The organism is Streptosporangium sp. NPDC004631 (genome assembly GCF_053601935.1).
The window spans coordinates 32,347-46,951 of sequence record NZ_JBSGCR010000023.1; the positions used below are offsets into that span (position 1 = coordinate 32,347).

At 67.5% G+C, this 14,605-nt stretch carries 11 protein-coding genes; 7 read left to right on the forward strand and 4 right to left on the reverse strand.

Features of this window, described 5'->3' with window-relative positions; all coding sequences use genetic code 11:
• Positions 1 to 27 precede the first annotated feature (27 nt).
• The 3 genes from ACWEF2_RS21980 to ACWEF2_RS21990 all read left to right on the forward strand — a co-directional run bounded on the left by ACWEF2_RS21980 (position 28) and on the right by ACWEF2_RS21990 (position 4,314).
• Entirely contained in the window at positions 28 to 1,542 is a 1,515-nt protein-coding gene (locus tag ACWEF2_RS21980; protein ID WP_453817899.1) for a flavin-containing monooxygenase, read from the forward strand.
• Complete coding sequence (locus ACWEF2_RS21985) at positions 1,535 to 3,208, forward strand: thiamine pyrophosphate-binding protein (protein ID WP_453817901.1); 1,674 nt, start codon at positions 1,535 to 1,537, stop codon at positions 3,206 to 3,208. The genes ACWEF2_RS21980 and ACWEF2_RS21985 overlap by 8 nt, the downstream gene beginning before the upstream one ends.
• A gap of 170 nt (positions 3,209 to 3,378) precedes the next feature.
• On the forward strand, positions 3,379 to 4,314 hold the full coding sequence (locus ACWEF2_RS21990; RefSeq protein ID WP_453817903.1) for a LysR family transcriptional regulator: 936 nt from the start codon (positions 3,379 to 3,381) through the stop codon (positions 4,312 to 4,314).
• A 46-nt stretch (positions 4,315 to 4,360) separates the two neighbouring features.
• Here the strand turns inward: ACWEF2_RS21990 and ACWEF2_RS21995 are convergent, their stop codons facing one another.
• On the reverse strand, positions 4,361 to 5,524 hold the full coding sequence (locus ACWEF2_RS21995; RefSeq protein WP_453817905.1) for an amidohydrolase family protein: 1,164 nt from the start codon (positions 5,522 to 5,524) through the stop codon (positions 4,361 to 4,363).
• Between the two features lie 481 nt (positions 5,525 to 6,005).
• Between ACWEF2_RS21995 and ACWEF2_RS22000 the strand changes: the two genes are divergently transcribed.
• From ACWEF2_RS22000 to ACWEF2_RS22015, 4 genes are all read left to right on the forward strand, one after another.
• Complete coding sequence (locus ACWEF2_RS22000; protein WP_453817907.1) at positions 6,006 to 6,926, forward strand: ABC transporter substrate-binding protein; 921 nt, start codon at positions 6,006 to 6,008, stop codon at positions 6,924 to 6,926.
• Positions 6,923 to 7,807: an amino acid ABC transporter permease gene (locus tag ACWEF2_RS22005; protein WP_453817909.1), complete on the forward strand. Its 885-nt coding sequence runs from the start codon at positions 6,923 to 6,925 to the stop codon at positions 7,805 to 7,807. The genes ACWEF2_RS22000 and ACWEF2_RS22005 overlap by 4 nt, the downstream gene beginning before the upstream one ends.
• A gap of 28 nt (positions 7,808 to 7,835) precedes the next feature.
• On the forward strand, positions 7,836 to 8,651 hold the full coding sequence (locus ACWEF2_RS22010; protein ID WP_453817911.1) for an amino acid ABC transporter ATP-binding protein: 816 nt from the start codon (positions 7,836 to 7,838) through the stop codon (positions 8,649 to 8,651).
• Between the two features lie 316 nt (positions 8,652 to 8,967).
• Complete coding sequence (locus tag ACWEF2_RS22015; RefSeq protein WP_355599365.1) at positions 8,968 to 9,585, forward strand: TetR/AcrR family transcriptional regulator; 618 nt, start codon at positions 8,968 to 8,970, stop codon at positions 9,583 to 9,585.
• Positions 9,586 to 9,763: 178 nt separating this feature from the next.
• Here ACWEF2_RS22015 and ACWEF2_RS22020 read toward each other — a convergent pair whose 3' ends face one another.
• The 3 genes from ACWEF2_RS22020 to ACWEF2_RS22030 all read right to left on the reverse strand — a co-directional run bounded on the left by ACWEF2_RS22020 (position 9,764) and on the right by ACWEF2_RS22030 (position 14,266).
• Positions 9,764 to 10,609, reverse strand: coding sequence for an enoyl-CoA hydratase-related protein (locus ACWEF2_RS22020; RefSeq protein WP_453817913.1), 846 nt, complete (start codon positions 10,607 to 10,609; stop codon positions 9,764 to 9,766).
• Between the two features lie 71 nt (positions 10,610 to 10,680).
• A complete protein-coding gene (locus ACWEF2_RS22025; RefSeq protein WP_453817915.1) occupies positions 10,681 to 12,078 on the reverse strand; it encodes an amidase family protein in 1,398 nt (465 codons plus the stop codon).
• A gap of 7 nt (positions 12,079 to 12,085) precedes the next feature.
• Positions 12,086 to 14,266 (reverse strand): acyl-CoA dehydrogenase, encoded by a 2,181-nt coding sequence (locus tag ACWEF2_RS22030; protein ID WP_453817917.1) that lies wholly within the window; start codon positions 14,264 to 14,266, stop codon positions 12,086 to 12,088.
• Positions 14,267 to 14,605 lie beyond the last annotated feature (339 nt).

Below are 14,605 nucleotides of genomic sequence, written 5' to 3' on the forward strand. Positions count from 1 at the left end.
CATGACGAGAAATAAGAGGAGGACGCGGTGACGGCGTCGAGGCACGAGGGGCCGGAGCGGTACGAGGTCATCATTGTCGGGACCGGGTTCGCGGGGATCGGCCTGGGAACGCGGATGAAGCGTGCCGGGTACGAGTCGTTCGTCATGCTTGAGCGGGCGGACGACGTCGGCGGCACGTGGCGCGACAACACCTACCCCGGGGCCGCGTGCGACGTGTCGTCGCACCTCTACTCGTACTCCTTCCGGATCAACCCGGACTGGACGCACGTCTACTCACCGCAGCCGGAGATCTTCAAGTATCTCAAGGACACGGCCCGCGAGGGCCTGCTCGACCACATCCGGTTCGGCAGCGAGGTGACGGACGCCGACTGGGACGAGGAGGCCGGCGAGTGGCGGGTCGTCGCGGGCGGCAGGGAGTTCGTCGGCCGTGTCCTCGTCCTCGCGAGCGGACGCCTGTCCGATCCGAAGATGCCGGACATCCCCGGGATCGACTCGTTCTCCGGAAAGTTGTTCCACTCCGCGGCCTGGGACCACGACGCCGCGCTCGACGGGCTGCGCGTCGGGGTCATCGGGACCGGCGCCTCGGCGGTCCAGATCATCCCCGAGATCGCGAAGGTCGCCGGTCACCTGACGGTGTTCCAGCGCGGCGCCGCGTACGTGCGCCCGCGGACCAACCGCGCGTACACCGAGGTGGAGAAGCGCACCTTCGAACGGTCTCCCGAGGTCGTCGAAGCCCTCCGCGAGGAGCTCTTCTGGGCCAACGAGGCACGCCTCGTCGAGCGGCAGGCGCTGCCGGCCCTGCTTGAGAAGGCGTCGGCGGACGCGCACGCGCACCGCGAAACCCAGGTCAAGGACCCGGTGACCCGCGAGCTGCTCAAACCGGACTACGTGTTCGGGTGCAAGCGAGGTTTGAAGTCCAACGACTACTACCCGACGTTCAACCTGCCCCACGTCACGCTCCAGGCGTCGGGTATCGAGCGGATCGAGGGGGCGGTCGTCCACGCCGTGGACGGCCGGACCCACGAGCTGGACGTCCTCGTCGCGGCGACCGGCTTCGAGGCGACCGACCTGCCGATCTCCTACCGGGTGCGGGGGGCCGGCGGCCGGGCTCTGTCCGAGGCGTGGGCGACCGGGATGCAGGCCTTCGCGACGGTCTCACCCCACGGCTTCCCCAACCTCGTCGTCATGGGTGGACCCAACACCGGTCTCGGGCACAACTCCGCCATCTACATCATCGAGTCTCAGGTCGACTACATCCTCGGCGTTCTCGACTTCCTCGCCGAGGACCCCGCCCGGGTCGTCGACATCGACGCAAAGGTCGAGGAGGAGTTCATGCGTAACCTGGAGACGAAGATGGAGGGGACCGTCTGGCTGTCCGAGGGCTGCCAGACATGGTACGTCGACTCCAGGAACGGCCGGCTCACGAGCCTGTGGCCCGACTTCGCCCACAGCTTCCGACGTGAGAACGGCGTCTTCGATCCCTCCCCGTACATCGTGTCGACCGCGCCCGGACGGTCGGGAAGTGAGGCCGGCAATGGCTGAGGCACAAGGATCCCCGACCCTGCGTGACAGTGAGGGAACGGCCGGCCCGCGGGTCCACCAGGTCCTTGCCCGGGGAATCGCCGATCTTGGGGTGAGCACCCTGTTCGGTCTCATGGGCGACGGGAATCTCTGGCTCATCGACTCCTTCGTCAAGGAGCAGGGCGGGACCTACGTCGGGGCGACGCACGAGGCGAACGCGGTGCTCATGGCCAGCGGCTTCGCCCAGCGCTCGGGCGGGATCGGGGTCGCGACGGTAACGCACGGCCCCGGCCTGACGAACACGGTGACCGCTCTGACCGACGCGGCCCGGGGCCGGATCCCGATGGTCGTCATCGCCGGCGACACCCCCGCCGAAATGCGCGACCACAGCCAGAAGCTCGCTCAGCGCGAGGTCGTCATACCGACGGGTGCCGGGTTCGAGCTCATGCGCTCACCGGCCACGGCCCTGGTGGACCTCGCGACGGCCTTCCGGCGCGCGGTGGCCGAACGGCGCCCCGTGGTCCTCAACATCCCGCGGCAGCTTCAGCTCGCCGTGACGGAGGACGCCGGCACCGTCGTGATCCCGTCCGCGCCCCAGTCGCCCGGACCGGACCCCGAGGCCCTCGACGTCGCGCTGGGCATCGTGGCGAGCGCGCGGCGTCCTCTCATCCTCGCCGGTCGAGGTGCCGAGCACGCCCGGGACGGACTCGTCGCCCTCGCGGACCACATCGGCGCCCTGCTCGCGACGACGCTGCAGGGTCAGTCGATCTTCCAGGGACACGCCTACGACCTCGGCCTGTTCGGCTCCCTGTCGACCGAGACGGCCCTTGAGGCGATCGGCGAGGCCGACTGTGTGATCTCCTTCGGGGCGGGCCTGAACCGGCACACGACGGTCGAGGGGGCCCTCCTGTCCGGGAAGGCCGTCGTCCAGTGCGACATGCACCCCGAGGCCCTGGGGCGTTACGCGCCCGTCGACGCGACCGTTCTCGGTGACGCCGGCCGGGTGGCCGAGGCCATGCTGACGAGCCTCGTCGAGGCGGAGATCGGCGGCCTCCGGGCCCGCGACGAGTCGCTCGCCCGGCGCCTGGCGGAGGAGCGGGAGCGCACGCTCGGGCACGACTCCCCCGAGGGGCCGCTCGACGTGCGTGCGGCCCTGGCGCAGATCGCCCGCGCCATCCCCGAGGGACGGTCGGTCACCACCGACCTCGGCCGGTTCGTCATCGACGCGTGGAAGGCGGTGACGGTCACCGCCCCGCGAGCCTACGTCCACACGAACAACTTCGGATCCATCGGCCTCGGCATGGGGTACGCGATCGGGATGACGTACGCGCGCCCGGACGAGCCGGTGGTCCTCGTGACCGGTGACGGCGGGTTCATGATGGGAGGGCTCGCCGAGCTGGGGACGGCGGTGCGCCACGGACGTGATCTCATCGTCGTGGTCGTCGACGACGGGGCCTACGGCGCCGAGCACGTGCAGTTCCGCAACCGGGGCCTCGATCCCGATCTCACGACGTTCGCCTGGCCCGATATCGCCGGAGTGGCTCGCGCGCTCGGCGCCGAGGCGCTCACGGTGCGGGTCCCCGCCGACCTGGACGGTGTCGCCGAGTTCGTGCGCACGCGCCGCGGCCCGGTCCTCATCGATCTGCTCGTCGCGCCGGAGGCCGTACTCGCCCGGGGCTTCGCCTGAACGGAAAATCGGACAGGTAGTCTGTTGGGAGCATGAAAGCAAGACCAGTGATCGGTGAAGCGGTCAGGCGAGATCGGGGGCAGGCCACTGGTACCGCACGATCGAATGCGGGCGGCAGCGCCGTCGGGGCTTACGGCGCCCACCGGTTGGTGAGAGAAAGTGGCCAGGCCATGACGAAACCGCCCGACGCCGGCATGTCTCGATTCGACCTGCGCCGGGTGGATCTCAACCTCCTCGTCAGCCTGCACTACCTGCTCCAGGAGTGCCAGGTGACGGCGGCGGCCGAGCGGATGTCGGTGAGCCAGCCCTCGATGAGTGCCTCGCTGGCCCGGCTGCGCCGGTTGCTCGACGACCCGCTCATGGTCCGCGCCGGTCGCCGGCTCGTCCTCACGCCGTACGCCGAGGGCCTGCGCGACCAGGTCGCCGCGGTCCTCCGCGAGATCGAGTTCACGCTCTCGACGCGACCGGTCTTCGACCCGACCTCGGAGTCGCGCCAGTTCGTCATCGCGGCGACGGACTACATCACCCTCGTCCTCCTCAAGGATCTCGTCAGCGACCTCAGCATGTCGATGAACATCCACTTGGAGGTGCAGCCGGTCATGGCCAGCCACCTCGACGACCTGCGCAACAACCGGATCGACATGATCATCACGCCGCGTGAGGTCATGGGGGAGGTCACCGACCTCCTCAGCGCCACCCTCTTCCGGGACCGCTTCGTCGGGGTGGCGAGTGCGCAGAACGACGCGATCGAGGGCCTGACGACGCAGCGGTTCTCCCAGTTGCCCTACATCGCGTACCGGTCGGACGGGAAGCGCTCGAACGTCGACGGGCAGTTCGACCTGCTCGGGGTTCCGCGCAATGTCCAGATGACGACGGAGAACTTCGTCGTCGTCCCCCACATCGTCACGGGGAGCAATTTCATCGCCATGGTGCACGAGCGGCTCTGGCGTTTCATGCCGAGCTCGCTCAATCTCAAGCTCTTCGAGTCTCCGGTCGCTCTGCGGCCGGTGACCCAGGCCGTCTACTGGCATCCTCGCCGGATGGACGACCCCGCGCACCGTTGGCTGCGTGAACGGATCGTCCGGATGAGCCGCGCTCAGCCGTAGTTCCGGCTCGGGCCCCGGGAGGAACGTCCGGGGCCCGGGCCGGTGGTCAGGAGACGAGGGCGACGGCGCGCCGGCCACCCGGCGTGTTGCGGCTCCTCATCAGGCGCAGCTCACCGCGGGAGACCACCGTCGTCACCGCGGGCAGGTCGCCGAGCGCGAGGGCGTCGAAGGCGGTGCCGGCGCGGGAGCCGAGGGGCGCGTCGAGGACGACGAGGTTGGCCGGACGGCCGACCTGGAGAAGACCCTCCGCCAGGCCGTAGACCGCGGCCACGTGACCGGTCGAGGCGCTGAGGGCCTGACGGGGCGTCAGCGGGCCGAGCGAGCAGAGCTCGGCCATCTGGCGCAGCATCCCCAGGGGAATCACGCCGGTGCCCGTCGGGGTGTCCGTCGCGATGAGGACCCGCTCGAACTGGTCGTGCTCAAGGGCCTTCTCGGCGATGTCGATCGCCGAGGCGAGGTTGCCCGCGTGAACGAGCTGGAGGGCGGTCCCGGCCCCCTCCACGACGATGCGCGTGTTCTCCTCGGGGCTGAGTGACGTCGGTCCGCCGTTGACGTGGCCGGCGATGTCCGGCCGCATCGCGAGGAGGACGTCGACATCGATCTTCTCCAGGCTTCCGGCGATCGAGCCGCCGCCCGAGTGACACATGACGACGATCCCCGCCTCGCGGGCGGCGTGGACGACCGGGACGTACGCGGAGGGCGTGGCGAAGGCACCGAACCCGGCCTTGGCCATCCAGACCCCCGCCTCCCGGAGCTCGGCGAAGTCGGCGGCCGTGAGCCCCGGTTCGAGGATGACGGATCCGGCGTGGACCGTCATGCCGCCGGGGAAGTAGTCGCGGTAGCTGTGGGCCGCGGCGATCGCGAGGGCCTTCACCCCGACGACGCTCGTCGGGCGGCCGGGGACGTGGACCTCGGACGCCGAGATGCACGTCGTCGTCCCACCGTGGACGTAGCTCTCCAGGAACCCCACGGTGTTCTGCCGCGGCGTGTAGTCGCCAAAGGTCGTGTGGACGTGTGAGTCGATGAAGCCCGGCACGACGGTCTGGCCGCGGACGTCGAGGACGACCTCGTGGTCGTTCGGGCTCACGTCGCCACTGTCGCCGATCCACGCGATCGAGCCCCCCTCGACGACGATCGCGTCGCCCGGGAGGGCGGTTCCCGATGCGGTGCCGTCGTGCGAGTCACCAACGTTGGTCAGGGCAAGGGTCATCTGGTCCGCCTCTGTGGTGGGTGCGGCCGTCGTCGGACCGCGCGGAGTGCTCTCGGAGATTCAACCTGTTCGTCCGGGAGACAGGTAGACGCACTTGCCTATGGCGGGAATAGGCAGGTGCGATGACACCTGGAAAAGGGCTGCGGGCCGGCCGTTCCGGGAGCCGGGCCGTCCGAACGCGGCGGAGGTTCTGGGGAGCTACCCCAAAACGCCATATAGCCCCATTTTTTAGAAGAGTGTGATCAAAACCACAAATACGACATCAATGCCACTGGTACATGTCAGCGCATAACCGGGAGCTATCCCTCGCATAGGCAGGCACAGCTTCCTCGCCTCCAGCAAGGGACATAGCGTGTCCGTACCCAGAGGCGTCACCACTCGGTCACGGTCTGATCCTTCGAGGGGGCCGGGTGCCCATCTCCTCCAACTCCTCCAAGCCCCTCGGGCCTCGACGGCCCCAGACTGAAGAAAGTTGGATCGCATGACAATACGGCGCGCCCGACGACGCTCCACCCTCCCGCTTGTCCTCGCGGGCTCCCTGCTCCTCGCCACCGCCTGCTCGGGCGGCGGAGGCGACGCCGAGAGCTCCGCCGAGTCGACCGGCACGGACCGGGAGATCTTCAACATGCTACCGGACTCGATCAAAAAGTCGAAAGTCATCAAGGTCGGCGTCTCCCCGAACTCGCCGCCCCTGATCCACGCCTCGGGCGATAAGAACGTGGGCATCATTCCGGACCTGGCCGCCGAGGTCGAGAAGAAGATGGGCGTCAAACTGGAGATCATCGGGATGGACTACGCGGGACTCATTCCGGCGCTCCAGGCCAAGCGGATCGACATCAACTGGAGCGTCATCAACGACACCGAGGAACGGCAGGAGACGATGGACTTCGTCGACTTCCTCCGCTCCGATCACGGCCTGCTCCTCCACAAGGGAAACCCGAAGAACATCACCGACGCCGACTCTCTCTGCGGGACACGGGCGGGAACCGTCAAGGGGGGTCTCGACCAGGTATTCCTTGAGGAGCAGAAGAAGAAATGCGCGGCCGAGGGCAAGCCGGAAATGGAGATTCTCCTCTACAACAACCGGCTCGGCATCCAGACGGCGATGCAGTCGGGAAAGGTCGACTCCTTCCTCGGCATCAAGCCCTCGCACCAGTACCAGGCCAAGACCGTGAAGGACGGCACCGTCTTCGAGGTCGCCGACGCGACCTTCCTGCCGGGCATCTTCGGCATGGCCCTCCTCAAGGACAACACCCGGCTCCGCGACGCCATGCAGGCCGCGCTGAAGGGCACGGTCCGCGACGGTGAGTACACCAAGATCCTCGACAGGTACGACATCGGCTCCTCGGCACTGACCGAGGACGAGATCCTCGTCAACGGGGTCGGGAACGGGCTGCCGTGACCTCTCGGACCACCGCCACCCAGACGGAGACAGGTTCTCCGTCTGGGACCGTCGAGCCCATCAAGGCCGTGCCCGTACGCAAATACGGTCAATGGGCCATAGCCGCCGTCGTCGCGCTCTATGCCGCGCAGCTCATCGTGTCCGTGGCCCGCAACGAGACACTTGAGTACGGGGTCGTGTGGCGGTATCTGTTCCATGAACAGGTCCTCAAGGGCATCCTCGTCACCTTCGAGCTGACCTTCGCCGCCGGCATCCTCGGCACCCTCATCGGGACACTGGTCGCCGTCGCCAAGCTGTCGGGCAACCCGATCCTCCGAGCGGTGAGCGGCTTCTACACGTGGTTCTTCCGCGGCGTCCCGCTGCTGTCGCTCGTCCTCATCATGGGCAACTTCGCGATCCTCTTCTCCCACCTGAGCATCAGCCTGCCCTTCACCGACGTGGACTTCCTCCGGGTGGACACGAACTCGGTTTTGACGATCTTCGTAGCGGCCTGGATCGCCCTCTCCCTCCACGAGGGGGCCTACATGGGGGAGGTCATCCGCGGCGGTCTCGTCGGTGTCCCCCAGGGGCAGCGCGAGGCGGCGCAGTCCCTCGGCATGTCCGACGGACTCGTCATGCGCCGCGTCATCCTGCCGCAGTCACTGCGCACCGTCGTCCCGCCGATGAGCAACCGGTTCATCATCCTGCTCAAGGAGAGCTCCCTCGTCTCGGTCATCGCCGGAGGCGAGCTGATGAACGCGGTGACCGACCTGTCGACGTCGAACTACCGCGTCATCGAGATGTTGATGGTGGCCACGCTCTGGTACCTCTTCTTCGTCTCGCTGCTCACCTTCGGACAGCGCGTACTTGAGCGGCGCCTCTCACGTGGCTATTCCCGCTGAGCTCCCGGCGCGAGAGATTGGACCGACCATGACGGAATCACCGACCACCGAGCGGGACGACCAGGGGCCGACCGCGACGGCACCGATGGTCACGGCCGAGGGCGTGCACAAGTTCTACGGTGACCACCACGTCCTCAAGGGGGTCGACCTTGAGGTCGAGCGCCAGGAGGTGATGTGCATCATCGGGCCGTCGGGCTCGGGCAAGTCGACCTTCCTGCGGTGCGTCAACCGGCTTGAGACCATCACCGCGGGACGTATCCGGGTCGGCGGGGAGCTCATCGGCTACCGCGAGAAGAACGGGCGCCTCTACGACATGCGGGCCAAGGAGATCGCTCGGCAGCGGCGGCGCATGGGCATGGTCTTCCAGTCCTTCAACCTGTTCCCCAACATGACGGCGCTGGGCAACGTCATGGAGGCGCCCGTCCGGGTCAAGAAGATGGCCCGGGCCCGGGCCGAGGAGATCGCTCGCTCCTCCCTGGCCCAGGTGGGCCTGGCCGACAAGGCCGACGCCTATCCGTCGCAGCTGTCCGGCGGACAGCAGCAGAGGGTGGCGATCGCCCGGGCTCTGACGATGAATCCCGAGGTCATGCTCTTCGACGAGCCGACCTCGGCCCTCGACCCCGAGCTCGTCGGCGAGGTGCTCGACGTCATCCGCTCTCTCGCGAGCTCCGGCATGACGATGATCGTCGTCACCCATGAGATCTCGTTCGCCCGCGACGTCGCCGACCAGCTCGTCTTCATGGACGCCGGCCTCGTCGTCGAACGGGGTGACCCACGTGAGCTCCTGAGCAACCCGCGGCACGCGAGAACCCGTCAGTTCCTCGCGGCCGCGGGGACACCGTAGGCTGAAGTGGTGTGGCCGGTCGCCGGGGGATGTCTCCCCGGTGATCGGCTTTACCGGTTTTAGGGGGTGGGTGGTCGAGACCGCCTACCTGGAGGTCAAGTCCACTATTCTGGGCGGCCGGGTCCCGCGCGCCCACACTCCGGCCGGCATCACCCGGGAGGGTCTCCGTACCGCCGGTCGCCTGCCAGGTTCTGTGCTTGGGGGACCGTTTCGGCGAAGAACCGTCACCCGTCCCTCTCGTCGGAGTGGGCCACCACGGGTTGACCTAGCTGCTAGGCTCTAGTTCTAGAAATCGTGTCAACATCCGAGACGGGGGATGGAGACGGTATTGCAAATCACAGGGCCTCCGGCGCCGGAGACGCTGCACGGTAATCAGGCTGCGCGCAGGCACCGCATTATCAAGACGGCGTTGCGAGCGCTCGCGGACAGCGACTACGAGCAGGTCAAGATCTCCGACGTCGCGCGCGACTCAGGCGTCGCGCTGGGCACGCTCTATCGATACTTCGCCTCGAAGGAGCACCTGTTCGCGGCGGTCTTCGTTGAATGGCAGAAGGCGCTCAAGGTGAAGCTGGAAAAATCCCATCCAGCGGGTGAGACGGAAGCCGACCGGCTGCGGGAAATCTTCTCCCGCTCGATACGGGCTTTCCAGGTGCAGCCACAGTTCTTCCGGGTGCTGATGATGATGGAGACGACGACCGACACCTACGCGGCCGAGGTCTACAGCAGTGCGATGGGCTCGCAGTACACGCAAACCCTGCAGCTGGCTTTCGACGGCCCGATCGATACGAACCGCACAGCGATCATCATGACCATAGAGTCGGTGCTCGTCACCCAGTTGCGGAGCTGGGTCATGAACCGGTCGTCGATCAAAGATGTCTTCCGGAGCGTGGACGACGCCATCAGGTTGATCTACGGTGACGGCCCTGAGGCATAACCGCGTCTCCTGTCTCTCCGCCACCGCTGACCGGATCGGACACCGATCCGGTCCGCTTCGCCCGGCGTCCGGCCCGTGGTCGACGTCGTGGTCATAGCGCCCTTTCCCACGCGGGCCGTAACCACCTGACGCCGTACCCCGGGCCGACGCCGTCCACCACCGGCCGACCGCGGTTGTGCTACGTGTCCACGCTCGCGCGCGTCGCGGTGCGCCCGTCGCCGAACGCCTTGTCCCGCTCGGTCAACGCGCTGGTCAGGCCCTTGTCCATGATGTTGCCGAGGAACGCCCTGAAAGTCTCGGTGTGGGTCGCGAGCGCGCACATCTCCGTTCCCGCGTACAGCGACTGGCGCATTCCCATGTAGTCCATCGCACGGTGAATCGTGCGCTTGTTGATCTGGAGGATGTCGGACGGAATCTGCGCGACCCGGCTCGCGATCTTCAGAGTCTCCTCCTCAAGCTTGTCGGCCGGGAACGCTCGGTTCGCGAATCCCCAGTCCGCGGCTTCGACGCCGCTCATGGTGTCACCGGTGAGCACAAGCTCCATACCGCGGCGCATCCCGAGCAGCCAGGCGTGGTACTGCATGTCCGGCACACCGAACCGGACGGCCGGGTAACCGATCTTCGCGTCCTCGGCTACGTACACCAGGTCACAGCCGGTGACGAGCTCGGTGCCACCGGCCAGGCAGTGGCCGTGCACCTGGGCGATCACGGGCTTGCACAGGTCCCACATGCCCGTCCACAGATCCACGACACTACGCTGGTAGCCCGCGAGGCCCTGGTTGCCGTACTCAAGCGAAACGTTGTCGCCCGGGCTCGGGCTCAGGTCGTACCCCGCGCAGAAGCTCGGCCCGTTCGCCCGGATGATGGTGACGCGAACGCTGTCAAGGGCTTCGCTTTCGCGAACCGCGGCGTTGATCTCGGTCCGCAGCCGGCCGCTCAGCGCGTTGCGTTTCTCCGGCCGGTTCAGCGTGATTCGCCGCACGTGCGGCGCCGGCTCGTCGATCTGTACCACCGTGTAGTCCATATCTACTCCTTTAGCTGTCGCAAACCGCCTAGGTTCGCGTGTTGGGTCTTTACGTTTCCCCGGTGCCGGTGCTACCGAAGGCCAGGCGGCACCTGATAGCCACCGCAGAGCACTTCCAGCCGACGCGCGATCGCGATCGCGCGATAGTCCTGATGCCACCCGGTGACAATTTGGACGCCGACCGGCAGCCCGTCCGCCGTTCGGCCGATCGGCGCGACCACCGACGGCAGGCCCATGACGCCGATCAGGCCCAGCCAGCCGATCATCGCGACGTGCGGAACGTTCTGCCCGTCGACGTCGACGGCGCGTTCCATCAGCGGCCGCCCGGTGTCGTGCTCGAATGCGGGCACTCCGAGCACCGGGCACAGCAGGGCGTCGAACCGGCCGAACCATTCGCGCCAGACGGCCTCGAACGCCTTTCGCTCGGCCCGCGCGAGCGACCGCGCGCGGTGTGTTCCGCCGAACGCGTCACCGATGTCGGCGTCGGAGCCGACCGACACCGCCGCTCCGATCAACCGCTGAGCAAGCTGCGCCTGCCGTGGAAAGCTCACCAGCGGGTGCTCGTCCTCGACCACCCATCCGTCCTCGCTCAGCCGCGTCGCCGCGACCGACAGGAGCTGTCGTACCGCGGTTCCCACCGGACACGACGGCTCGTCCAGCCACACCCCGATGCGTCCCGGCGCACGCCGCGGCTCGTCGACCGGGAGGGCTGGACGCCGGCCGGGCGGTTGAGCTCCATCGGGACCGGCGAGGACGGCCAGTGCCAATGCGAGATCGTCCGCGCTGCGGGCGAGGGGTCCGAAGACATTGATATCCGTATCGGCCGTGCTTCCGCCCACACGATCGAGGTAGCCCCGTTGCGGAACCACTCCATACGTGGGTTTGAGGCCGAACGTGCCACAGAAATGGGAGGGAATTCGAATCGAGCCGCCGATGTCGGTGCCGAGCTCGAAGCCGGTGAAGCCGCAGGCAACCGCGACCGCGGAGCCACCGGACGATCCCCCGGGCGTTCGCGTGGCATCCCACGGATTGCGGGTCGTTCCGAACAGCTGATTCGACGTTTGGATGTCCGCCGACCAGGTCGGCACGTTCGTCTTGCCGAAGATCACGGCGCCGGCCGCTCGCAGACGTCTCACTGCCGGCGCATCCCGATCGGGCACGTACTCGGCCAACTCCTGCGCGCCGCCGGTCGAGCGCAGGCCGGCCACTTCGATCGCGTCCTTGATCGTGATGGGCAGACCGTGCAGCGGGCCGAGTGGTTCCCCCGCCGCGCGGGACCGGTCGGCGGCCGCGGCCGCACGACGCCCGCCCTCCTCGTCGATCGTGACGACGGCGTTGAGATCGCCGTCGTACGTGGTGATGCGTTCGAGAAAGTCCTCCAGCAGCTCGCTGCTGGAGAGCTCTCCCGACCTGAGCGCTGCGAGCTGCGTCGTTGCGGACGCAACGGCAATCGTGCCCTGCGACGTCATCCTGAGCTCAGTCTCGCGGTAGCCCGAGAACCCGCTCGGCGATCACATTGAGTTGAATCTCAGAGGTACCACCGCCGAGCAGGGACGGCCCCACCGACACCAGACCTTGCGCCGCGCCACTGAACGGCTCACCCATCTCCGCCGCTTCGGGGCCGGCCCAACCTTGCGCGGCACGGCTCATAGCCGCCGAGTTCCACGCCGATGCGAGCTTCAGGACGCTCGACTCGGGACCGGGCTGCAAGCCGGTCAGCTGACGCAGCAGGGTGCGCTGGCCGAGTGCGTCCGACGCCTCCCGCTGCGCCTGCAGCCGGCCGGCTTCGCCGACGACCTCTTCGAACCCCTCGGAGCCGAGCGCGAGCGCCACGTGTACGGGATCTCGCCTCATGCCGGCCATGCCAGAACCCATGCTCACCCGCTCGTTGCCGAGCGTGGTGCGGGCCAGCCGCCATCCGTCACCGGGTTCACCGACCAGGCGCGAGTCGGGCACGAACACGTCGTTGAAGAAGACCTCGTTGAACAGGTAGGCGCCGCTCGCCTCACGCAACGGACGAACCTCGACGCCGGGCGAGTGAATGTCGACGAGGAAGTAGCTGATGCCCTTGTGCTTCGGCACGCCCGGGTCCGTGCGGGCGAGGCAGATACCCCAGTCGGACTCGTGGGCGCCGGACGTCCATACCTTCTGACCGTTCAGCAGCCAGCCACCGTCGACCTTCTCGGCCTTGGTGCGCAACGACGCCAGGTCCGAACCGGCGCCCGGCTCGCTGAACAGCTGGCACCAGACGATTTCACCGCGCAGTGTCGGCCCGATGAAGGCCTCTCGCTGTTCCTCGGTCCCGTGCGCCAGGATGGTCGGCAGCGCCCACTCGCCGATGATCGTGGACGGCTGTGTCACGCCGGCGCGCGCGAACTCCTCGGCGATGATCACCTGCTGAATGGGGTCGGCCTCCCGCCCATAGGGCTTCGGATAGTGGGACGAGACCAGTCCGGCTTCGGCGTACATCGCCCGACGCCGGTTCTCCGGCGCGGCCGCGATCGTGGCCAGCGTGCTCGCGATCTCGGCCCGGAATCCCTCGGGTTCGGCCCCCAGGTCCAGAGGACGTCGCCGGGTGGTCCGCGCGGCCAGGTGTCCCAGCCGCGCGTCCCATACCCGGGCCGGCCCGAGCAGGCTCGCCAGCGACAACCCCCGACGCCAGTACAGGTGCGTGTCGTGCTCCCAGGTGTACCCGATGCCGCCGAAGAGGGTGGTCGTCTCCAGACCGATATCGGCGACTGCGTTCAAGCAGTACACGGCCGCTGCCGCAGCGGCGAGACTCGCCTGGTCGGCGGGCTGGTCGTTCAACGCGCGGGCGGCGTCCCACGCCACCGCCGTCATCAGCTCGGTCTGCATGTACAGCCGCGCGCACTTGTGCTTCACGCTCTGGAACGAGCCGATCGTTCGACCGAACTGTTCCCGGATCTTGGCGTACGCGAGCCCGGACTCTTGAAGGTAACGGGCGACCCCGGCGGCCTCGGCCGCGAAGAGAACGGCTGCGAGCGTCCGGATGTCGTCACTACTCGCAGACAGCAGGTTCTCCGGCCGCACCACAAGATCGGACACGGTCACTCGACCGACATCTCGCGTCGGGTCAACGCTGACGCCTTGCTCGACCTTGACCGATTCGCTGACCGACCGTTCGACGACGAACCACACCGTACGCTCCGCGGCCTGCGCGCCGAGGATGAGGAACTGGCCACTCGCGGCTCCGAGGAGCGGGGCGCTGGTGCCGCTGACCCGCCATCCGTCGCCGTCCGGCACGGCCGTAAGGCCCTCCGTGGTCGTCAGGCAGGCGCCGGTCGCACCGGTGACGAACTGCGGAAGTATGGTTTCGGTGATCGACTCGGACCCGTAGCGGCCGAGTGCGACACTGGTCATAACGGTCGGCAGCAGCGGCCCGGGAACGAGGGCCCGCCCTGCCTCCTCCAGCAAGATGGCAACGTCGACCAAGGTCGCGCCGTCACCGCCGGCCGACGGGTCTATATGCATCCCGAGGAAACCCTGCTGCGCGAGGGACGGCCAGACGACCGGCCAGATCCCCGCGGCGAGGTCATCGAACTCGGCCCGTGTCGTCGAGACCGATATATTGCGCTTCACAAACTGGCGTATGGCGTCAGACAATGCCAGCTGGTCTTCGGTCAGGGCGATTCCCATGGAGTCCCAGCTCCCCAATCTTAAGTACACCGCGTACGTTTCGGACAGAAAACTTCGCCGCATCTCATCCCGGACGGGACATGCGGTAGATCAGATGAGCTGCGATCAAAGGACAGGGATATCGGGAAGAACCCGGCGTAAACCATTTTGTCCGCGCCAGGTGTGCTTTACCTATCCTGACCTTCAGGGGCACATGTTCCTGAGCGACCATGTGCCCAGAGGGATCCGATTAGTGCAGGAGACGAGCACGTCTTGGTCTGCCGGGAGATGACGTCGCACAGCGGCGAAGTTTTACGGCGAACGATCGATCGCGGTGTCCGCGATACGTCCGACCGGTCG

Bases quoted from the DNA above. Each gene is read 5' to 3' on its own strand.
- ACWEF2_RS21985 (WP_453817901.1), top strand. From the start codon at position 1,535: ATGGCTGAGGCACAAGGATCCCCGACCCTGCGTGACAGTGAGGGAACG.
- ACWEF2_RS21990 (WP_453817903.1), top strand. From the start codon at position 3,379: ATGACGAAACCGCCCGACGCCGGCATGTCTCGATTCGACCTGCGCCGG.
- ACWEF2_RS21995 (WP_453817905.1), bottom strand. From the start codon at position 5,524: ATGACCCTTGCCCTGACCAACGTTGGTGACTCGCACGACGGCACCGCA.
- ACWEF2_RS22000 (WP_453817907.1), top strand. From the start codon at position 6,006: ATGACAATACGGCGCGCCCGACGACGCTCCACCCTCCCGCTTGTCCTC.
- ACWEF2_RS22010 (WP_453817911.1), top strand. From the start codon at position 7,836: ATGACGGAATCACCGACCACCGAGCGGGACGACCAGGGGCCGACCGCG.
- ACWEF2_RS22015 (WP_355599365.1), top strand. From the start codon at position 8,968: ATGGAGACGGTATTGCAAATCACAGGGCCTCCGGCGCCGGAGACGCTG.
- ACWEF2_RS22020 (WP_453817913.1), bottom strand. From the start codon at position 10,609: ATGGACTACACGGTGGTACAGATCGACGAGCCGGCGCCGCACGTGCGG.
- ACWEF2_RS22025 (WP_453817915.1), bottom strand. From the start codon at position 12,078: ATGACGTCGCAGGGCACGATTGCCGTTGCGTCCGCAACGACGCAGCTC.
- ACWEF2_RS22030 (WP_453817917.1), bottom strand. From the start codon at position 14,266: ATGGGAATCGCCCTGACCGAAGACCAGCTGGCATTGTCTGACGCCATA.